Annotated in this window: 18 protein-coding genes; 1 reads left to right on the top strand and 17 read right to left on the bottom strand. The window is 70.8% G+C overall.

Annotated features, from left to right (window positions below):
• From C1J00_RS18260 to pyrR, 14 genes are all read right to left on the bottom strand, one after another.
• The coding region (locus tag C1J00_RS18260; RefSeq protein ID WP_102910143.1) for a primosomal protein N' at positions 1 to 2,146 on the bottom strand (2,146 nt) is incomplete at its 3' end.
• Between the two features lie 119 nt (positions 2,147 to 2,265).
• Positions 2,266 to 3,474 (bottom strand): methionine adenosyltransferase, encoded by a 1,209-nt coding sequence (metK, locus tag C1J00_RS18265; protein ID WP_102910144.1) that lies wholly within the window; start codon positions 3,472 to 3,474, stop codon positions 2,266 to 2,268.
• 237 nt (positions 3,475 to 3,711) lie between these two features.
• Complete coding sequence (gene coaBC, locus C1J00_RS18270; RefSeq protein ID WP_102910145.1) at positions 3,712 to 4,914, bottom strand: bifunctional phosphopantothenoylcysteine decarboxylase/phosphopantothenate--cysteine ligase CoaBC; 1,203 nt, start codon at positions 4,912 to 4,914, stop codon at positions 3,712 to 3,714.
• 114 nt (positions 4,915 to 5,028) lie between these two features.
• Positions 5,029 to 5,301, bottom strand: a complete 273-nt coding sequence (rpoZ, locus tag C1J00_RS18275; protein ID WP_003988945.1) for a DNA-directed RNA polymerase subunit omega — start codon at positions 5,299 to 5,301, stop codon at positions 5,029 to 5,031.
• A 68-nt stretch (positions 5,302 to 5,369) separates the two neighbouring features.
• Positions 5,370 to 5,963 (bottom strand): guanylate kinase, encoded by a 594-nt coding sequence (gmk, locus tag C1J00_RS18280; protein WP_102910146.1) that lies wholly within the window; start codon positions 5,961 to 5,963, stop codon positions 5,370 to 5,372.
• Positions 5,964 to 6,021: 58 nt separating this feature from the next.
• On the bottom strand, positions 6,022 to 6,345 hold the full coding sequence (locus C1J00_RS18285; protein WP_003977346.1) for an integration host factor: 324 nt from the start codon (positions 6,343 to 6,345) through the stop codon (positions 6,022 to 6,024).
• A gap of 277 nt (positions 6,346 to 6,622) precedes the next feature.
• On the bottom strand, positions 6,623 to 7,468 hold the full coding sequence (pyrF, locus tag C1J00_RS18290) for an orotidine-5'-phosphate decarboxylase (RefSeq protein ID WP_102910147.1): 846 nt from the start codon (positions 7,466 to 7,468) through the stop codon (positions 6,623 to 6,625).
• Complete coding sequence (locus C1J00_RS18295; protein WP_102910148.1) at positions 7,465 to 8,571, bottom strand: quinone-dependent dihydroorotate dehydrogenase; 1,107 nt, start codon at positions 8,569 to 8,571, stop codon at positions 7,465 to 7,467. The genes pyrF and C1J00_RS18295 overlap by 4 nt, the downstream gene beginning before the upstream one ends.
• A 70-nt stretch (positions 8,572 to 8,641) precedes the next feature.
• A complete protein-coding gene (carB, locus tag C1J00_RS18300; RefSeq protein WP_102910149.1) occupies positions 8,642 to 11,950 on the bottom strand; it encodes a carbamoyl-phosphate synthase large subunit in 3,309 nt (1,102 codons plus the stop codon).
• Positions 11,943 to 13,100, bottom strand: a complete 1,158-nt coding sequence (carA, locus tag C1J00_RS18305; RefSeq protein WP_102910150.1) for a glutamine-hydrolyzing carbamoyl-phosphate synthase small subunit — start codon at positions 13,098 to 13,100, stop codon at positions 11,943 to 11,945. The genes carB and carA overlap by 8 nt, the downstream gene beginning before the upstream one ends.
• The gene (locus tag C1J00_RS18310) at positions 13,097 to 13,666 is read right to left on the bottom strand and encodes a PH-like domain-containing protein (RefSeq protein WP_102910151.1); all 570 of its coding nucleotides are present in this window, start codon (positions 13,664 to 13,666) and stop codon (positions 13,097 to 13,099) included. Before C1J00_RS18310 ends, carA begins: the two co-directional genes overlap by 4 nt.
• A complete protein-coding gene (locus C1J00_RS18315; protein WP_102910152.1) occupies positions 13,663 to 14,976 on the bottom strand; it encodes a dihydroorotase in 1,314 nt (437 codons plus the stop codon). The genes C1J00_RS18310 and C1J00_RS18315 overlap by 4 nt, the downstream gene beginning before the upstream one ends.
• 5 nt (positions 14,977 to 14,981) lie before the next feature.
• Positions 14,982 to 15,959, bottom strand: coding sequence for an aspartate carbamoyltransferase catalytic subunit (locus C1J00_RS18320; RefSeq protein ID WP_102910153.1), 978 nt, complete (start codon positions 15,957 to 15,959; stop codon positions 14,982 to 14,984).
• 103 nt (positions 15,960 to 16,062) lie between these two features.
• A complete protein-coding gene (gene pyrR, locus C1J00_RS18325) occupies positions 16,063 to 16,629 on the bottom strand; it encodes a bifunctional pyr operon transcriptional regulator/uracil phosphoribosyltransferase PyrR (RefSeq protein WP_102910154.1) in 567 nt (188 codons plus the stop codon).
• A 266-nt stretch (positions 16,630 to 16,895) separates the two neighbouring features.
• Here pyrR and bldD point away from each other — a divergent pair, with 266 nt between their 5' ends.
• Positions 16,896 to 17,399, top strand: a complete 504-nt coding sequence (bldD, locus tag C1J00_RS18330) for a transcriptional regulator BldD (RefSeq protein WP_018570201.1) — start codon at positions 16,896 to 16,898, stop codon at positions 17,397 to 17,399.
• A 183-nt stretch (positions 17,400 to 17,582) separates the two neighbouring features.
• Here the strand turns inward: bldD and nusB are convergent, their stop codons facing one another.
• The 3 genes from nusB to C1J00_RS18345 are packed head-to-tail and all read right to left on the bottom strand — an operon-like array spanning position 17,583 to position 19,755.
• Positions 17,583 to 18,017 carry a transcription antitermination factor NusB gene (nusB, locus tag C1J00_RS18335; protein ID WP_102910155.1) on the bottom strand — a complete coding sequence of 145 codons (435 nt, stop codon included), beginning with the start codon at positions 18,015 to 18,017 and terminating at the stop codon, positions 17,583 to 17,585.
• Positions 18,018 to 18,019: 2 nt separating this feature from the next.
• On the bottom strand, positions 18,020 to 18,586 hold the full coding sequence (efp, locus tag C1J00_RS18340; protein WP_031138970.1) for an elongation factor P: 567 nt from the start codon (positions 18,584 to 18,586) through the stop codon (positions 18,020 to 18,022).
• Between the two features lie 53 nt (positions 18,587 to 18,639).
• Positions 18,640 to 19,755, bottom strand: a complete 1,116-nt coding sequence (locus tag C1J00_RS18345) for an aminopeptidase P family protein (protein WP_102910156.1) — start codon at positions 19,753 to 19,755, stop codon at positions 18,640 to 18,642.
• Positions 19,756 to 19,836 lie beyond the last annotated feature (81 nt).

Genomic DNA, 19,836 nt, shown 5'->3' on the forward strand with positions numbered 1-19,836 from the left:
TGTATAAGAGACAGACCCGCACCCACACACCGACCCCGCTTCCGCTCCCCCGGGCCATCCGGGCGGCCTGCGCGGTCTTGAGCGCGGAGGCCAGCGCGGCGCCCTTCCCAGGCGGCACCCGCAGCAACGCCCGCTCCCACTGCTCACCGGGCGGCGGCGCCCCCGTCCGCCGCGGTCGCCCGGCGGCGGGGACGGGCAGCGGAACCGGCCCCAGCACCTCTGCCTCTGGCGGCAGTTCGGCCGTCCGGAGGAAGTCGGCCACCGCCTCCGCAGGCCCCGACACGGCCGCCATCCGCGACACCGGCGGAAAACCCAGCTCGGCGCGCTCTGCGAGCTCCCGCACCGCGTGACCGACGGGATCCCACCGGACGAGCGCCTGCACGGGCCGCAGCGTCGGCTCGGCCACGACCACCACCGTGCCGCCGTCCGACTGGGGCCGGACGAGGGACGCGGCCGCGATCCACCGCCGCAACGCGTCCTCCCCGGCCCGCAGATCGGGCCGCCCGAGCATGGCCCACCCGTCCAGCAGCAGCGCCGCCGCGTACCCGCCCTCGGCGACGGGCTCGGCCCCCGGCGTGCTCACGACCAGCGCGGGCGACCCCGGCACCGTGTCGAGTACGTGTTCCCGCCCCGAGGTGCGCACCGGCACGGCGGGGAAGGCCCGGCCGAGTTCCTCGGCGGTCCGCCGGGCCCCGACGACCGAGGCGCGCAGGCGGAAGGAACCGCAGTCCGGGCAGTGCCAGCCGGTTTCCTCGCGTCCGCACCACCCGCAGTTCAGCGCACTGCCGTCCGGTGCCTCCAGCGGCCCGGAGCAGTGCCGGCACCGCGCGGGCGCCCGGCAGCCGGCACACGCCATGCGCGGCACGTACCCCCTGCGGGGCACCTGCACCAGCACCGGGCCGTGCCGCAAGCCCTCCCTGACGGCCTGCCAGGCGAGGGTCGGCAGCCGGGCGGCCCGGGCGGCCTCGTCGCGGGCGAGGTCCTGGTCCCCGACCGTCCGGACGAGCGGGGCGGCCGCCCGTACCTGGTCCCGGCCGGCGACGAGCGGCCGCGCCCAGCCGCTCTCGACGAGCTGCGCGGCCTCCACCGTGCAGCCCCAGCTCCCCAGCAGGAAACCGCACTTGTCCTGCGCGGCCCGCAACAGGAGCACCTCCCGGGCATGGGGCTGCGGGGCGTGCTGCTCGCTGTGGCTGTCGTCGCCGTCGTCCCAGAGGGCGACCAGGCCGAGGTCCTGGACCGGTGCGAACATCGCGGCCCGGGTCCCGATCACGGCCCGTACGGAACCGCGCCGCACGGCGAGCCACTGCGCGTACCGCTTCTCGGGGCCGGCGTCGGCGGTGAGCACCGCGTGCCGCCCCTCCCCCAGCAGGGCGGTCAGGGCTGCGTCGACCCGCGCGACCGCGCGTCCGTCGGGCAGGACGGCGAGCGCCCCGCGCCCGGAGGCCAGCGTCGCGGCGACGGCCCGGGCCAGCCCATCACTCCACTGCGGCCCGGGCAGCGCGTTCCACACGGCCCGGGGCGCTCCGCCGGAGGCCAGAGACCCCAGGAAAGCCGCTCCCCGCTCGTAGCGCTGCCAGGATTCCGCCCCGGGCGCCGGGGGTGGTGGCAGCGGCTCGGGGGAGGGCCGCTGCTCGGCTCGTGCGTTGCGCGGTGGCACGGCGAGCTGCAGAACGTCGGCGAGGCTGCCGGCGTACCGGTCGGCGACCGCCCTGGCCAGTCCCAGCAGTTCCCCGCTCAGCACCTGCTCGGGCGACACGACCTGGGCGAGTGCTGCCAGCGGCCCGGCGTAGTCGGACGCGGCCAGCCGCTCGACGAGGAACCCGTCGATCAGCCCGCCGCCCTCGCGCCGCCCGTCCCGCACGCGATGGCGTCCGGCCCCGAACCGCACCCGCACCCGCACGCCCGGCTGGGCGTCCGCGTCCAGGTCCTCGGGCACGGCGTAGTCGAAGTACCGGTCGAGATGGAGGACGCCCTTGTCGACGAGGACGCGTGCGACGGGGAGCTTCTTGGCGAGCGCCGCCCCCCGCCAGGTCCGCGGCTTGGCCCGGGGCGTCCTGGCCTTGCGCACACTGTCCCGGATGAGCGCGAGCTGCTCGGGCGGCGCACCCTCGGCCCCGCCGCCCGCCTGTTCGTTCTCGCTGCTCACGCTTGCATTCTTACCAAACGTCACTGACAACCGGCGCCCCGCGGGAGGCCCCGGGGACACGGCAAGGCCCGGCTCCCCGATGGGGGCCGGGCCTCACGCCATGCCCTGGAGGGCGGGACCTACAGCCCCGCGGCCTTGCGCAGCGCGTCCACGCGGTCCGTCCGCTCCCAGGTGAAGTCGGGAAGCTCGCGGCCGAAGTGGCCGTACGCCGCGGTCTGGGAGTAGATCGGGCGGAGCAGGTCGAGGTCGCGGATGATGGCGGCCGGACGGAGGTCGAAGACCTCGTCGATCGCCTTCTCGATCTTCTCCGTGTCGATCTTGGCGGTGCCGAAGGTCTCGACGAACAGGCCGACCGGCTCGGCCTTGCCGATCGCGTACGCGACCTGGACCTCGCACCGGGTGGCGAGGCCCGCGGCCACGACGTTCTTCGCGACCCAGCGCATCGCGTACGCCGCTGAACGGTCGACCTTGGACGGGTCCTTGCCGGAGAACGCACCACCACCGTGACGGGCCATGCCGCCGTAGGTGTCGATGATGATCTTGCGGCCGGTCAGGCCGGCGTCACCCATCGGGCCGCCGATCTCGAAACGGCCGGTCGGATTGACCAGGAGGCGATAGTTCTCCGTGTCGAGCTTGATGCCCTCGTCCAGCAGCGCCTTGAGCTCCGGCTCGACGACGAACTCCTTGATGTCCGGAGCCAGGAGCGAGTCCAGGTCGATGTCGGAGGCGTGCTGGGAGGAGACCACCACGGTGTCCAGGCGGACCGCCTTGTCACCGTCGTACTCGATGGTCACCTGCGTCTTGCCGTCCGGACGCAGGTAGGGGATCGTGCCGTTCTTGCGCACGTCGGACAGACGCTTCGACAGGCGGTGCGCCAGGAAGATCGGCAGCGGCATCAGCGTCGGCGTCTCGTCCGTCGCGTAGCCGAACATCAGGCCCTGGTCGCCCGCGCCCTGCTTGTCGAGCTCGTCGTCGTCACCCTCGACACGGTTCTCGTACGCCGTGTCCACGCCCTGGGCGATGTCCGGGGACTGCGCGCCGATCGACACCGACACGCCGCAGGAAGCGCCGTCGAAGCCCTTCTTGGAGGAGTCGTAGCCGATTTCGAGGATCTTGCTGCGGACCAGCGTCGCGATGTCCGCGTACGTCTTGGTCGTGACCTCGCCGGCCACGTGCACCAGGCCGGTCGTGATCAGGGTCTCGACGGCGACCCGGGATGACGGGTCCTCGCGCAGAAGCGCGTCGAGAATGGTGTCGCTGATCTGGTCAGCGATCTTGTCGGGGTGACCCTCGGTCACAGACTCCGAGGTGAACAGACGACGGGACACAACGCTCCCTGAGGTTGCAGCGGCTGCTGGCTGATCGTTGGCGGACGGCGGGGGCTGCACCCGGCGCCGTCCGTGGAACAGTTTACGGGTCACGCTTCGGCCACGGTCCCCCCGTCTCGCCACTCGGGAGTGCTGTGACCTGCGGCACGGGCATTCTGCCCAATGCCGAGCGGCATTGGCCAGAGGCGCCACGCCCCGATCCCCCCGCTTTCGCGGGGGTACGCGACGACTGAGCCATCAGTTCAGGCGCTCGGCCACGAGGTCCCACACGGTCTCGGCCAGGGCTTCCTTGGGCCCGTGCGCCACCGCGGTCTCGCTGCCGTCGGCGCCGAGCACGACCGCCTCGTTCTCCTCGGAACCGAAGGTCTTGAGCTCCCCCACCTCGTTCACGACCAGGAGATCGCAGCCCTTGCGCTTGAGTTTGGCGCGGCCGTTGGCCAGGACGTCGTCCGTCTCCGCGGCGAAGCCGACGACCACCTGTCCGGGGCGGGCCCGGTCGGCCGAGATCTCCGCGAGAATGTCCGGATTCCGCACCAGGGTGACCGGCTCCGGCTCCTGGCCGTCCTTCTTCTTGATCTTCCCTGCCGCGTACGCCGCCGGGCGGAAGTCCGCCACCGCGGCCGCCATCACCACGGCGTCGGCCTCCGGGGCGGCCCGCAGCACCGCCTCGCGCAGCTGCACGGCGGTGCCGACCGGGACGACGTCCACGCCCGCCGGGGCCGGCAGGGTGCTGTTGGCCGCGATCAGGGTGACACGGGCGCCGCGGGCGGCGGCGGTGCGGGCGAGGGCGTAGCCCTGCTTGCCCGAGGAGCGGTTGCCGAGGAAGCGGACGGGGTCCAGGGGCTCGCGGGTGCCGCCGGCGCTGACGACGACGTGCCGGCCCACGAGGTCGGGCTCAGTGACGCCCCGGGCCAGGACGCGACGGCAGACCTCGAAGATCTCGCCCGGGTCGGGCAGCCGGCCCTTACCGGTGTCGACGCCCGTCAGACGGCCCACGGCGGGCTCGATGACGAGGGCGCCACGGCGGCGCAGCGTCGCCACGTTCTCCTGGGTGGCCGGGTGCTCCCACATCTCCGTGTGCATGGCGGGGGCGAAGACGACCGGGCAGCGGGCGGTGAGCAGTGTGTTGGTGAGGAGGTCGTCGGCGAGGCCGTGGGCCGCCCTGGCGAGGGTGTCGGCGGTGGCGGGGGCGACGACGACCAGGTCGGCGTGCTGCCCGATGCGGACGTGCGGGACCTCGTGCACGTCGTCCCACACCTCGGTGGAGACCGGGTTGCCGGAGAGCGCGGACCATGTGGCGGCACCCACGAAGTGCAGTGCGGAGGCGGTGGGCACCACACGCACCTCGTGGCCCGACTCCGTCAGCCGCCGTAGCAGCTCACAGGCCTTGTACGCGGCGATGCCGCCACTGACCCCCAGAACGACCTTCGGCTTGTCCACGTCTCTCCCCGGACCTCGGCAACCGGCACACCGTACGACTCCATGACACACCACAGGCCCGGCAGTCGGCCTGCCGGGCCTGTGGACAAGTCAGCGTCGAGCTGTAGATGCTGCTTACTGCGCCGGGCCCTCGACGGCCTCGGACGTCAGGAGCCCCGCGTTGATCTCGCGGAGGGCGATCGAGAGCGGCTTCTCGTGGACGTGGGTGTCGACGAGAGGACCGACGTACTCGAGGAGACCCTCGCCGAGCTGCGAGTAGTACGCGTTGATCTGGCGGGCACGCTTGGCCGCGTAGATCACGAGGCTGTACTTCGAGTCGGTGGCCTCGAGGAGCTCGTCGATCGGCGGGTTGATGATGCCCTCGGGCGCGGAGATGGAAGAGGACACGCTCTACCTTCCGATGGATGGGAAAGAATTTGTCGGGTTGATCAGCCGACCGGAACGATCAGCGATGGTCACACGACGTCGACCAAGGCTAGCAGCTCGCGCGCCACGTCCTCGACGGAGGTGTTGACCAGGGTGGTGTCGAACTCCGGCTCGGCCGCGAGTTCGATCTTCGCCGCCGCGAGCCGGCGCTCGATCACCTCGGGCGGTTCGGTGCCCCGCCCGGTCAGTCTGCGCACGAGCTCCTCCCAGGAGGGAGGAGCCAGGAACACCAGCTGGGCCTCGGGCATCGACTGGCGGACCAGGCGGGCGCCCTGCAGATCGATCTCCAGGAGGACGGGCTCGCCGTTCTCCAGGCGCTCCTGCACGGCCGCACGCGGCGTGCCGTAGCGATTGCCGGCGAACTCGGCCCACTCCAGGAGTTCCCCGTTGGCGATCAGCTTGTCCATCTCGTCGTCGGAGACGAAGAAGTAGTGGACTCCGTGCTGCTCGCCGGGGCGGGGCTTGCGGGTCGTCGCCGACACCGAGAGCCAGACCTCGGGGTGTTCCTTGCGCATATGAGCGACGACCGTGCTCTTGCCGACCCCGGAAGGGCCGGAGAGCACGGTCAGCCGCGGACGTACGTCCGGGGGTACGGGGGTCGTCCCCCGGGGTGTTGCAGCCATGCAGCGATTATCCAGCAATCGCGGAGTGCCCGGGACTCGCTTCCCCGGAACTCCCGATTCAGGAGCCGGTGCTGCCGAACTCGCGCTCCAGGGAGGCGATCTGGTTGGAACCGAGACCCCGCACGCGGCGGCTCTCGGAGATGCCGAGTCGCTCCATGATCTGCTTGGCGCGGACCTTGCCCACGCCGGGCAGCGACTCCAGAAGGGCGGAGACCTTCATCTTGCCGATGACGTCGTTCTCCTGGCCCTGCTTGATGACCTCGTGAAGGGAGGCGCCGGAGTGCTTGAGTCGATTCTTGACCTCGGCCCGCTCCCGGCGAGCCGCGGCGGCCTTTTCGAGCGCGGCTGCGCGCTGTTCAGGGGTAAGGGGCGGAAGAGCCACGCCTACGTCACCTCGGATGTCGAACTGTCGGATACGGACCGGTGAGGAACCTAGTCGCCCCACACCTGGGGAGCCACGAGCAACACACGCTTGCCCGTTCTCTCGTCGGAGACTAGCGGGCAAGTCCGCCAGAGTCAGCGAGAACAGCGGAAAAGTCCTGGTCAGCCTTCATCTGAACGGACATTTAGGACATACTGCCCCGGATTTGAGGATGTATTCAGACTCAAGGGGGCCGCTGACCACGCATCGGAGGTCTCGCGGTAAGGTCTGGACCGCCTCACGCCGGCGTCACGGCGCGCCGGATCTCCTCCGCGAAGCGCTCCGCGGCGTCACGCAGAGCGACCGCGTCGGGACCGTGGCGTAGCACCCCCCGGCTGACGTTCGGCACGACGTTGCGCACCGCCGCGCCGAAGACGCCGGGAAGATCGGCCGGCGTGGCGCCCTGGGCGCCGATGCCTGGTGCCAGGAGCGGACCGTTGATGTCCAGGTCGTACGTCGACAGGTCACCGAGGGTGGCGCCGACGACCGCGCCGAACGACCCCAGGGGCTCCTCCCCCGTGTTCTCGGCGGCCAGGTGGGCGAGCATCGTCGCTCCGACGCTCCGGCCGTCGGAGCGCACGGCGTGCTGGACCTCGCCGCCCTCCGGATTGGACGTCAGCGCCAGCACGAACAGTCCGGCGCCGTTCTCCCGGGCCAGCGCCACGGCCGGGCCGAGCGATCCGTAACCGAGGTACGGCGAGACCGTCAGGGCGTCGGAGAACAGCGGAGCGTCCTTGTGCAGGAAGGACTCGGCGTAGGCGGTCATGGTCGAGCCGATGTCGCCGCGCTTGGCGTCCATGACGACCAGCGCGCCCGCCGCCCGGGCCTCGGCCACCGACTTCTCCAGGACAGCGACGCCGCGCGAGCCGAAGCGCTCGAAGAACGCGCTCTGCGGCTTGAGCACGGCGACCCGGTCGGCCACCGCCTCGACGACCGTGCGGCTGAACCGCTCCAGGCCGGCCACGTCGTCGTTCAGGCCCCACTCGGCGAGCAGGGAGGCGTGCGGGTCGATGCCGACGCACAGCGGGCCGCGTTCGTCCATGGCCCGGCGCAGGCGCGCGCCGAAGGGTTCGAGACCGCTCATGCCGTCTTCCTCACGTCGGCGCCCACCGCGTCGGCGAGCGTGGCGTACGGGCTGGTGCGCAGGCGCGCGGCGAGCCCCTTGTGGAGGTCGCGAGCGTAGAACGGCCCCTCGTAGATGAAGGCGCTGTAGCCCTGGACCAGGGTGGCGCCTGCCAGGATGCGCTGCCAGGCGTCCTCGGCGTTCTCGATCCCGCCGACGCCCACGAGGGTGATCCGGTCGCCCACGCGCGCGTAGAGGCGGCGCAGGACCTCCAGGGAGCGGTCCTTCAGGGGTGCCCCGGACAGGCCGCCGGTCTCCTTGACCAGGGTGGGGTCGGACTTCAGGCCGAGCCCCTCGCGCGCGATGGTGGTGTTCGTGGCGATGATCCCGTCCAGGCCGAGCTCCACGGCGAGGTCGGCGACGGCGTCGACGTCCTCGTCTGCGAGGTCCGGCGCGATCTTGACGAGGAGCGGGACGTGTCGCGCGGACACGGCGCGGTCGGCGGCCTCGCGGACGGCGCTCAGCAGGGGGCGGAGCGCCTCCGTCGCCTGGAGGTTGCGCAGACCCGGCGTGTTCGGCGAGGAGACGTTGACGACCAGGTAGTCGGCGTACGGGGCGAGCCGCTCGGCGGACTTCACGTAGTCCGCGACGGCCTCCTCCTCCGGTACGGCCTTGGTCTTGCCGATGTTGACGCCGACGACCGGCTTGAAGACGGGCGTGCGGGAGGCCAGGCGGGCGGCGACACGGAGCGAGCCGTCGTTGTTGAAGCCCATGCGGTTGATCAGCGCGCGGTCCTCGACCAGGCGGAAGAGCCGCTGCTTGGGGTTGCCGGGCTGCGGTTCGCCGGTCACCGTGCCGATCTCGACGTGGTCGAAGCCCAGCATGGCCATGCCGTCGATGCCGACGGCGTTCTTGTCGAAGCCCGCGGCGAGCCCGAAGGGGCCGTGCATGCGCAGCCCGAGGGCCTCGGTTCGCAGCTCCTTGTGGCGGGGCGCGAGGGCGGCCGCGAGGAAGGTGCGCAGCACGGGCACGCGGGCGGCCAGGCGGATCCAGCGGAAGGCCAGGTGGTGGGCCTGTTCCGGGTCCAGCCTCTTGAAGACGAGTCGGAAGAAATTCTTGTACATGATGTCCTCACGAAGACATGGCGTCCTCACGAAGAGGGGGACACCGTTTCCGGTGTCCCCCTCGGGGTTGCTAGTCGCGGGCCGCGGTCAGGTGTTCCGCGTGTTCCTGGAGCGATCGGACGCTCACGTCGCCGCGGTTGAGGGCGTCGATGCCCTGGACCGCCGCCGCGAGCGCCTGGACCGTCGTCAGGCAGGGCACGGAGCGTGCCACGGCCGCCGTACGGATGTCGTAGCCGTCGAGGCGGCCGCCCGTGCCGTACGGGGTGTTGACGATGAGGTCGACCTCGCCGTCGTGGATGAGCTGGACGATGGTCTTTTCGCCGTTCGGGCCGGTGCCCTCGGACTGCTTGCGCACGATGGTGGCGTTGATGCCGTTGCGCTTGAGGACCTCGGCCGTGCCGGACGTGGCGAGCAGCTCGAAGCCGTGTGCGACCAGCTCGCGGGCCGGGAAGATCATCGAGCGCTTGTCGCGGTTGGCGACCGAGATGAACGCGCGGCCCTTGGTGGGCAGCGGGCCGTAGGCGCCGGCCTGCGACTTGGCGTACGCCGTGCCGAAGACGGAGTCGATGCCCATGACCTCGCCGGTGGAGCGCATCTCCGGGCCGAGGACCGTGTCGACGCCGCGGCCGTGGATGTCGCGGAAGCGCGACCACGGCATGACGGCCTCCTTCACGGAGATCGGCGCGTCGAACGGCAGCTCGCCGCCGTCGCCGTTCGCCGGGAGGAGACCCTCGGCGCGCAGCTCGGCGATCGTGGCGCCCAGTGAGATCCGGGCGGCGGCCTTGGCCAGCGGCACCGCCGTCGCCTTCGAGGTGAAGGGGACGGTCCGGGACGCGCGCGGGTTGGCCTCAAGGACGTAGAGGATGTCGCCCGCGAGCGCGAACTGGATGTTGATCAGGCCGCGCACCCCGACGCCCTTGGCGATGCCCTCCGTGGAGGCGCGCAGGCGCTTGATGTCGAAGCCGCCGAGCGTGATCGGGGGCAGGGCGCACGCGGAGTCGCCGGAGTGGATGCCGGCCTCCTCGATGTGCTCCATGACGCCGCCGAGGTAGAGCTCCTCGCCGTCGTAGAGGGCGTCGACGTCGATCTCGATCGCGTCGTCGAGGAACCGGTCGACCAGGACCGGCCGGGAGGGGCTGATCTCGGTCGACTCGGCGATGTAGGAATCCAGCCGGGTCTCGTCGTAGACGATCTCCATGCCACGCCCGCCGAGGACGTACGAGGGGCGCACGAGGACCGGGTAGCCGATCTCGTCGGCGATGGCCTTGGCCTCGGCGAAGGTGGTGGCGGTGCCGTGCTTGGGGGCCGGGAGGCCCGCCTCCTTGAGGACCCGGCCGAAGGCGCCCCGGTCCTCGGCGGCGTGGATGGCCTCCGGGGAGGTGCCGACGATCGGCACGCCGTTGTCCTTCAGCGCTTGCGACAGGCCCAGCGGGGTCTGGCCGCCGAGCTGGACGATGACGCCCGCGACCGGCCCGGCCTGCTGCTCGGCGTGGACGATCTCCAGCACGTCTTCCAGCGTCAGCGGCTCGAAGTACAGGCGGTCGGAGGTGTCGTAGTCCGTGGAGACGGTCTCCGGGTTGCAGTTGACCATCACCGTCTCGTAGCCCGCGTCGCTCAGCGCGAAGGAGGCGTGGACGCAGGAGTAGTCGAACTCGATGCCCTGGCCGATGCGGTTCGGGCCGGAGCCCAGGATGATGACGGCCGGCTTTTCGCGGGGCGCGACCTCGGTCTCCTCGTCGTAGGACGAGTAGAAGTAGGGCGTCTTCGCGGCGAACTCGGCGGCGCAGGTGTCGACCGTCTTGTAGACCGGGCGGATGCCGAGCGCGTGCCGGACCTCGCGGACGACGTCCTCGCGCAGGCCGCGGATCTCGCCGATCTGCTGGTCGGAGAAGCCGTGCCGCTTGGCCTCGGCGAGCAGGCCGGTGGTCAGCTCGGGGGCCTCGGCCAGCTCGTCGGCGATCTCCTTGATCAGGAAGAGCTGGTCGACGAACCAGGGGTCGATCTTCGTGTACTCGAAGACCTCCTCGGGCGTGGCGCCCGCGCGGATGGCCTGCATGACGGTGTTGATCCGGCCGTCGGTGGGGCGGACCGCCTGCTCCAGGAGCTGGGACTTGTCGCCGGGCTCGCCGACGAAGGTGAACTGGCTGCCCTTCTTCTCCAGCGAGCGCAGCGCCTTCTGGAATGCCTCGGTGAAGTTGCGGCCGATGGCCATGGCCTCGCCGACGGACTTCATGGTGGTGGTGAGGGTGGAGTCCGCGCTCGGGAACTTCTCGAAGGCGAAGCGCGGGGCCTTCACGACCACGTAGTCGAGCGTCGGCTCGAAGGAGGCGGGGGTCTCCTGGGTGATGTCGTTCGGGATCTCGTCGAGGGTGTAGCCGACGGCGAGCTTGGCGGCGATCTTGGCGATCGGGAAGCCGGTCGCCTTGGAGGCGAGCGCCGAGGACCGGGACACGCGCGGGTTCATCTCGATGACGATGACCCGGCCGTCCTCGGGGTTCACCGCGAACTGGATGTTGCAGCCGCCGGTGTCGACCCCGACCTCGCGGATGACGGCGATGCCGATGTCGCGCAGGGTCTGGTACTCGCGGTCGGTGAGGGTCATCGCGGGCGCGACCGTGATCGAGTCGCCGGTGTGCACGCCCATGGGGTCGAAGTTCTCGATGGAGCAGACGACCACGACGTTGTCGTGCTTGTCGCGCATCAGCTCCAGCTCGTACTCCTTCCAGCCGAGGATGGACTCCTCCAGGAGCACCTCGGTGGTCGGGGAGAGCGTGAGGCCCTGGCCGGCGATGCGGCGCAGCTCCTCCTCGTCGTGGGCGAAGCCGGAGCCGGCGCCGCCCATGGTGAAGGAGGGGCGGACGACGACCGGGTAGCCGCCGAGTTCCTCGACACCCTTGAGGACGTCGTCCATGGAGTGGCAGATGTAGGACCGGGCGGACTCGCCGTGCCCGATCTTCGTGCGGACGGCCTCGACGACGTTCTTGAAGAGGTCCCGGTCCTCGCCCTTGTTGATCGCCTCGACATTGGCGCCGATGAGCTCGACGCCGTACTTGTCGAGCGTGCCGGCCTCGTGCAGGGAGATGGCGGTGTTGAGGGCCGTCTGGCCACCCAGGGTGGGCAGCAGCGCGTCGGGGCGCTCCTTGGCGATGATCTTCTCGACGAACTCGGGGGTGATCGGCTCGACGTAGGTGGCGTCGGCGATCTCCGGGTCGGTCATGATCGTCGCCGGGTTGGAGTTCACCAGGACGACTCGCAGGCCCTCGGCGCGCAGGATGCGGCACGCCTGGGTGCCGGAGTAGTCGAACTCGGCGGCCTGTCCGATGACGATCGGGCCGGAGCCGATGACCAGGACGGACTGGATATCGGTGCGCTTAGGCACGCTGGCCCTCCATCTGGACTGTGCTCATCAAAGACGTGAAGCGGTCGAACAGGTAGGCGGCGTCGTGCGGGCCTGCTGCCGCTTCGGGGTGGTACTGGACGCTGAAGGCGGGGCGGTCGAGGAGCTGGAGCCCCTCCACCACGTTGTCGTTCAGGCAGACGTGGGACACCTCGGCGCGGCCGAACGGGGTCTCGGAGATCCGGTCGAGCGGGGCGTCGACGGCGAAGCCGTGGTTGTGGGCGGTGACCTCGACCTTGCCGGTCGTGCGGTCCTGCACCGGCTGGTTGATGCCGCGGTGGCCGTACTTCAGCTTGAAGGTGCCGAAGCCGAGCGCGCGGCCCAGGATCTGGTTGCCGAAGCAGATGCCGAAGAGCGGGGTGCCGCGCTCCAGGACGCCCCGCATCACGGAGACGGGGTGGTCGGCGGTGGCCGGGTCGCCCGGGCCGTTGGAGAAGAACACGCCGTCCGGGTTCACCGCGTACACGTCCTCGAGGGTCGCGGTCGCCGGGAGCACGTGCACCTCGATGCCACGCTCGGCCATGCGCTGCGGGGTCATGCCCTTGATGCCGAGGTCGACGGCGGCGACGGTGAACTTCTTCTCGCCGATGGCCGGGACGACGTAGGGCTCGGTGGTGGCGACCTCCGCGGAGAGGTTCGCGCCCTTCATCTGGGGGGCTTCCTGGACGCGGGCCAGCAGCGCGGCGTCGTCCTGGACCGCGCCGCCGCTGAAGATGCCGACGCGCATGGCGCCGCGCTCGCGCAGGTGGCGGGTGAGAGCGCGGGTGTCGATGCCGCTGATGCCGACGACGCCCTGGGCGTCCAGCTCCTCGTCCAGCGTGCGCCGGGAGCGCCAGCTGGACGGCACGCGCGCAGGGTCGCGCACGACGTAGCCGGAGACCCAGATGCGCTTGGACTCCATGTCCTCGTCGTTGACGCCGGTGTTGCCGACGTGCGGCGCGGTCATCACCACGACCTGGCGGTGGTACGAGGGGTCGGTGAGGGTCTCCTGGTAGCCGGTCATGCCGGTGGAGAACACCGCTTCGCCGAAGGTCTCCCCCACGGCCCCGTAGGCACGGCCGCGGAAGATCCGGCCGTCCTCCAGGACGAGTACGGCGGGAGTTTTGGCGGCTCCCCTGGTGGAGGTGGTCATCGTTCGGCGCCTTCCCTGGTGTTCGTTTCGATCATGGAGTTGACGGCTTCGACCCAGTCGTTGTGCTCGGCCGCGTGGTCGGAGCGGAACCCGGAGTCGATCAGCCGGTCGCCGTGCGACCAGGTGACGACGAGCAGGCCGCCCTCGGTGAGGACCTTGCCGGCGATGCCCTTGTCGAGCCGGGCCTCGCGCAGCTGTGCGGCCGGGACGAAGAAGTCGCTCGCACCGGGGCGTACCACGTCGAGGCCGGCGTCCGTGAGGGTGAGCTCGGCGCGGCTGCGGGTGCCCAGGCCGTGCGCGACGATGCGGTCGAGCCACTGCCCGGCCGTGGTGGAGCCGTGGTAGCGGCCGCTCAGCGTGAGCTTCGCGGGTCCCGGGTCGTCCGGCGTGACGGGCAGCTCGGGCAGGTCGCCCTGGAGGGTGCCGCGCCACTTCCAGCCCTCGCGCATCAGCCAGTAGACGAGCGCGACGAACAGGGCGAGGCCGACGACCCAGCCGATGCGGGCGGCCCAGTCGGTCACTTGCGCCGATTCCTTCTCGGCGGCCAGCAGGAGTACAGGTGTCACGTGAGCTTCCCGTCGACGAGCGTGGCCTTGCCCCGCAGCCACGTGTGCGTCACACGGCCCGGCAGCTCACGGCCCTCGTAGGGGGTGTTGCGGCTGCGCGAGGCGAAGCCCGCGGGTTCCACGAGCCCACGGTATGCCGTGTCGACCAGGGTGAGGTTGGCGGGCTCACCAGCCGAGACGGGACGCCCCTGGACCGAGGTCTGTCCGATCTGTGCGGGCTTGACGGACATCCGGTCGGCGACGCCGGCCCAGTCCAGCAGACCCGTGTCGACCATGGTCTCCTGCACCACCGACAGCGCGGTCTCCAGGCCGACCATGCCCATGGCGGCCGCGGCCCACTCACAGTCCTTGTCCTCGTGCGGGTGCGGGGCGTGGTCGGTGGCGACGATGTCGATCGTGCCGTCGGCGAGCGCCTCGCGCAGGGCCATCACGTCCCGCTCGGTGCGCAGCGGCGGGTTCACCTTGTAGACGGGGTTGTACGTGCGGACCAGCTCGTCGGTGAGGAGCAGGTGGTGCGGGGTGACCTCGGCGGTGACCTGGATGCCGCGGGACTTGGCCCAGCGGACGATCTCGACGGATCCGGCGGTCGACAGGTGGCAGATGTGGACGCGGGAGCCGACGTGGTCGGCGAGCAGGACATCCCGGGCGATGATCGATTCCTCGGCCACCGCGGGCCAGCCACCGAGCCCCAGCTCCGCGGAGACGATGCCCTCGTTCATCTCGGCGCCCTCGGTCAGCCGCGGCTCCTGCGCGTGCTGCGCGACGACGCCGCCGAAGGCCTTCACGTACTCCAGGGCGCGGCGCATGATCACGGCGTCGTGGACGCACTTGCCGTCGTCGGAGAAGACGGTGACGCCGGCGGCCGACTCGTGCATGGCCCCCAACTCGGCGAGCTTCCTGCCGTCCAGGCCGACGGTGACGGCGCCGATGGGCTGGACGTCGCAGTAGCCGTGCTCCTTGCCGAGCCGCCAGACCTGCTCGACGACACCGGCGGTGTCGGCGACCGGGAAGGTGTTGGCCATGGCGAACACGGTGGTGTAGCCGCCGGAGGCGGCGGCCCGGGTGCCGGTGAGGACGGTCTCGGAGTCCTCACGGCCGGGCTCGCGCAGATGGGTGTGCAGGTCGACCAGGCCCGGCAGCAGCACCTTGCCCTCGGCCTCGACGACCTCGGCACCCTCGGCGGACAGCCCGCTGCCACTCCAGTCGATTTCGCCCTGCCGGGCGGTGGCGGCGATCGTCCCGCCGTCGATCAGCACGTCCTGCGGCTCGCCGCCGAGCACCTTCGCACCACGGATCAGGATCTTGCTCATCTGTCTTACTTCTCCTCGGTACGGGGGTGGGTGACGGCGGGCTCGTTGCCCCCGAGCAGCAGGTACAGGACGGCCATCCGGATGGACACTCCGTTTGCGACCTGCTCGACGACGGTGCAGCGGTCGGAGTCGGCGACCTCGGCGGTGATCTCCATTCCGCGGACCATCGGGCCGGGGTGCATCACGATGGCGTGCTCGGGCATCCGCGCCATGCGGTCGCCGTCGAGGCCGTAGCGGCGGGAGTACTCGCGCTCGGTCGGGAAGAACGCGGCGTTCATGCGCTCGCGCTGGACGCGCAGCATCATCACCGCGTCGGACTTGGGCAGCGTGCTGTCGAGGTCGTAGGAAACCTCGCAGGGCCAGGTCTCGATGCCGACCGGCACGAGCGTGGGCGGCGCGACGAGGGTGACCTCGGCGCCGAGGGTGTGCAGCAGGTCGACGTTGGAGCGGGCGACCCGGCTGTGCAGGACGTCGCCGACGAGCGTGATGCGCTTGCCTTCGAGGTCCTGGCCGAGTCCGGCGTCGGGGCCGATCAGGCGGCGGCGCATGGTGAAGGCGTCGAGCAGCGCCTGCGTGGGGTGCTGGTGGGTACCGTCGCCGGCGTTCACGACGACCGCGTCGATCCAGCCCGAGTTCGCCAGCCGGTACGGGGCCCCGGAGGCGCCGTGCCGGATGACGACGGCGTCGACGCCCATGGCCTCCAGGGTCTGGGCGGTGTCCTTCAGGGACTCGCCCTTGGAGACGCTGGAGCCCTTGGCGGAGAAGTTGATGACGTCCGCGGACAGCCGCTTCTCGGCGGCCTCGAAGGAGATCCGGGTCCGGGTGGAGTCCTCGAAGAAGAGGTTGACGATCGTGCGGCCGCGCAGGGTCGGCAGCTTCTTGATCGGCCGGTCGGCGACCCGGGCCATCTCCTCGGCGGTGTCGAGGATCAGGACGGCGTCGTCACGGGTGAGGTCGGCGGCCGAGATGAGATGACGCTGCATCTGTCAGGCTCCGTAAGGCAGTTCATTCGGGAGATTCGGGGCAGGCGGGCGCGCCGGGGCGCGCACTGAGCGGGCGTACGACAGCGGCGTACGGCCTGGAGCGCTACCGGGGGGCCGGCTTGGCACCGAGCAGCACGGTGTCGCGACCGTCCTCCTCGGCGAGCTGGACCTTGACCGTCTCCCGCAACGACGTGGGGAGGTTCTTGCCGACGTAGTCGGCGCGGATGGGCAGTTCGCGGTGACCGCGGTCGACGAGGACGGCGAGCTGCACCGCGCGCGGGCGCCCGAGGTCGTTCAGCGCGTCGAGGGCGGCGCGGATGGTGCGGCCGGAGAAGAGCACGTCGTCGACGAGGACGACGAGCTTGCCGTCGAGGCCGTCACCGGGGATCTCGGTGCGGGCGAGTGCGCGCGGCGGGTGCATGCGCAGGTCGTCGCGGTACATGGTGATGTCGAGCGAGCCGCACGGGATCTTGCGCTCGGTGATCTGCTCCAGCTTGTCCGCGATGCGCCGGGCGAGGAAGACGCCTCGGGTCGGAATGCCGAGGAGCACCACGTCGTCGGCGCCCTTGGCGCGTTCGACGATCTCGTGGGCGATGCGGGTCAGTACCCGCGCGATGTCGGGCCCTTCGAGAACGGGCCGGGCATCGGACTGCGTGTCGTGCGTGTCCATATGAAACGGACCTCCTTCTCCGCCTCACGGGACGGACGTTAAAGGACGTCGGGATTGCGCCATACACGGTAGCAGGTCCCCGTTGTCGCTCCGATGGCCCCCTCGGATCACCCATTCGGCCTAACGCAACGCCGATACCACGGAAGAGTCGGCACGGACCATTCGGCTTGACGCGGCAGAGTAACGCTGCGTAACCTCACAGTGAGTTACCAGCCGCGCGGACTGGCACCCACGTCAGACGCGTCGACACAGTGCCGGGGAGCTATATGTCCAGCGAATACGCCAAACAGCTCGGAGCCAAGCTCCGGGCGATCCGCACCCAGCAGGGCCTTTCCCTCCACGGTGTCGAGGAGAAGTCCCAGGGACGCTGGAAGGCGGTCGTGGTCGGTTCGTACGAGCGCGGCGACCGTGCCGTGACCGTACAGCGCCTTGCCGAGCTGGCGGATTTCTACGGCGTTCCGGTGCAGGAGCTGCTTCCGGGCACGACCCCGGGCGGGGCCGCCGAGCCGCCGCCGAAGCTGGTCCTGGACCTGGAGCGGCTGGCCACGGTGCCGGCCGAGAAGGCGGGCCCTCTGCAGCGCTACGCGGCCACGATCCAGTCGCAGCGCGGTGACTACAACGGCAAGGTGCTGTCGATCCGCCAGGACGACCTGCGCACACTCGCCGTCATCTACGACCAGTCGCCGTCCGTCCTCACGGAGCAGCTGATCAGCTGGGGTGTCCTGGACGCTGACGCGCGCCGCGCGGTGGCGTCCCACGAGGAGGCCTGACCCGCTCTGCGGGCCCAGCAGAAACGTACCGCCGGGGTGGCCGAAACCGTATGGTTCTCGGCCACCCCGGTGGCGTTCTCAGGGCCTCACCGCGCACGGCCGCACCTGGAGGCCTCTGGAGGTACGGGAACGCCGGAGGGCCCGCAGCAGTCACGCTGCGGGCCCTCCGGCATGTGGTCTGTCTCAGACCTCGTCGCGGCGGAGCGAGGGCTTGAGTTCCTTCAGGCGGCCGAGCAGGCCGTTCACGAACGAGGGCGACTCGTCCGTGGAGAACTCCTTCGCCAGCTGCACCATCTCGTCGAGGACGACGGCGTCCGGCGTCGCATCGACCCAGATCAGCTCATAGGCGCCGAGCCGCAGGATGTTGCGGTCGACGACGGGCATCCGGTCCAGCGTCCAGCCGACCGAGTACTGCGCGATCAGCTCGTCGATGCGCTTCGCGTGCTTCGCGTAGCCCTCGACCAGCTCCATCGTGTACTCGCCGACCGGGGGCTGCCGGGTGTCCGCCCGGGAGAGCCGGACCCAGTCCGCGAGGACGGTCAGCACTTCGGCGTCGCGCTGGTCCCCCTCGAAGAGGATCTGGAAGGCGCGCTTACGGGCCGTGTTGCGGGCAGCCACGGTTAGCTGTTCACCCGGCCGAGGTAGTCGCTGGTGCGGGTGTCGACCTTGATCTTCTCACCGGTGGTGATGAAGAGGGGCACGTTGATCTGGTGACCGGTCTCCAGGATGGCGGGCTTGGTGCCGCCGGTGGAGCGGTCGCCCTGGACGCCCGGCTCGGTCTCCTGGATGACGAGCTCGACGGCGGCGGGCAGCTCGACGAAGAGCACCTCGCCCTCGTGCTGCGCGACGGTGGCGGTGAAGCCCTCGATCAGGAAGTTGGCGGCGTCACCGACGGCCTTGCGGTCGACGTGCAGCTGGTCGTAGGTCTCCATGTCCATGAAGACGAAGTACTCGCCGTCCATGTAGGAGAACTGCATGTCGCGCTTGTCGACGGTGGCCGTTTCGACCTTGACGCCGGCGTTGAAGGTCTTGTCGACGACCTTGCCGGAGAGCACGTTCTTGAGCTTGGTGCGCACGAAGGCCGGGCCCTTGCCGGGCTTGACGTGCTGGAACTCGACGACGGACCAGAGCTGGCCGCCTTCGAGCTTGAGCACCATGCCGTTCTTGAGGTCGTTCGTGGAAGCCACGGTTGCGGAATCTCCTGGACTGACGTACGACCCCGGGGCACGCACCTGCCTGGCTACAGGGCGAGCAGCTCCTTGGTCGTGATGGTGAGTAGCTCGGGTCCGCCGTCCGCCTCGGGGCGGACGACGAGCGTGTCATCGATCCGGACACCGCCCCGGCCCGGGAGGTGGACCCCCGGTTCGACGGTGACTGGCACGCAAGCGTCCAGTTTACCCATGGCCGCGGGACTCAATTGAGGGTCCTCGTCGATTTCGAGCCCTACGCCGTGTCCGGTCTGGACCGTGAGGCCCTCCGTGTACCCCGCGGAGTCCAGGACCTGGCGGGCCGCGCGGTCGACGTCCCGGCAGGCGGCGCCGGGTACCAGGCTCTCACGCCCGGCCCGCTGGGCCGCGAAGACCAGGTCGTACAGCTCGATCTGCCAGTCCGCCGGAGCGGTGCCGATGACGAACGTGCGGCCGATCTCGCAGCGGTAGCCGCGGTACGTCGCGCCCAGGCAGACGGAGAGGAAGTCGCCCTCCTCGACCCGGCGGTCGGTGGGCCGGTGGCCGGGGCGGCCGGCGTTCGGCCCGGTGGCCACCGACGTCGGGAAGGCCGGCCCGTCCGCCCCGTGATCCACGAGTCGCCGCTCCAGTTCCAGGGCGAGGTGGCGCTCGGTGCGGCCCACGAGGATCGACTCCAGGAGTTCGCCGAGGGCCTGGTCGGCGATCTCGGCGCCGATGCGCAGACAGGAGATCTCCTCTTCGTCCTTGACGACCCTGAGCTGCTCGACGGCGCTGCCGAGGCCGGTGAGACGCAGCAGGGGGGCGACCGAGCCGAGGGCTCTGTGCCGGGCCACCGTGAGGTGGTGCTCTTCCACCGCCAGGGAGTCCGCGCCCTGGCGCGCGGCGAGACCGGCGGCCGCGACGGCCGGATCACCGCCCCCGGCTCCGGGCAGGGTCTGGACGCGCAGGGCTTCGTCGGGGCGCTCCTGCGTGGGGCGGTCGGCCGTGGGCCCGGCACGGACGAGGAGGTCCTGCTCCTCGGTCCTGCCCAGGAGCAGAACGGCGCCGTGCGGGGCGGCGCCCGCGAGATAGCGCACATTGGCGGGGCGGGAGACCAGCGCCGCCGCGCTGCCGCCCGCGTTGCAGTATTCCCTCAGACGCGTCCGGCGGGCCGCGTACACCTCTGACATGACCCGAGCGTATGAGCTCCGCCGGGTTGGCGCCGGTTGAGGGCGTCTGAGTGGGCGGTGCCGGGTGTGTCCGGGTGGGCG

Origin of the sequence: Streptomyces cahuitamycinicus, assembly GCF_002891435.1 — a bacterium.
In the GTDB taxonomy this organism is placed as follows: Bacteria; Actinomycetota; Actinomycetes; order Streptomycetales; family Streptomycetaceae; genus Streptomyces; species Streptomyces cahuitamycinicus.

What these genes read in the sequence shown, in the direction of transcription:
- gmk (WP_102910146.1), bottom strand. Translation starts at nt 5,963, where the DNA reads ATGGCTGCAACACCCCGGGGGACGACCCCCGTACCCCCGGACGTACGT.
- pyrF (WP_102910147.1), bottom strand. Translation starts at nt 7,468, where the DNA reads ATGAGCGGTCTCGAACCCTTCGGCGCGCGCCTGCGCCGGGCCATGGAC.
- C1J00_RS18295 (WP_102910148.1), bottom strand. Translation starts at nt 8,571, where the DNA reads ATGTACAAGAATTTCTTCCGACTCGTCTTCAAGAGGCTGGACCCGGAA.
- carA (WP_102910150.1), bottom strand. Translation starts at nt 13,100, where the DNA reads ATGACCACCTCCACCAGGGGAGCCGCCAAAACTCCCGCCGTACTCGTC.
- C1J00_RS18315 (WP_102910152.1), bottom strand. Translation starts at nt 14,976, where the DNA reads ATGAGCAAGATCCTGATCCGTGGTGCGAAGGTGCTCGGCGGCGAGCCG.
- C1J00_RS18320 (WP_102910153.1), bottom strand. Translation starts at nt 15,959, where the DNA reads ATGCAGCGTCATCTCATCTCGGCCGCCGACCTCACCCGTGACGACGCC.
- pyrR (WP_102910154.1), bottom strand. Translation starts at nt 16,629, where the DNA reads ATGGACACGCACGACACGCAGTCCGATGCCCGGCCCGTTCTCGAAGGG.
- bldD (WP_018570201.1), top strand. Translation starts at nt 16,896, where the DNA reads ATGTCCAGCGAATACGCCAAACAGCTCGGAGCCAAGCTCCGGGCGATC.
- C1J00_RS18345 (WP_102910156.1), bottom strand. Translation starts at nt 19,755, where the DNA reads ATGTCAGAGGTGTACGCGGCCCGCCGGACGCGTCTGAGGGAATACTGC.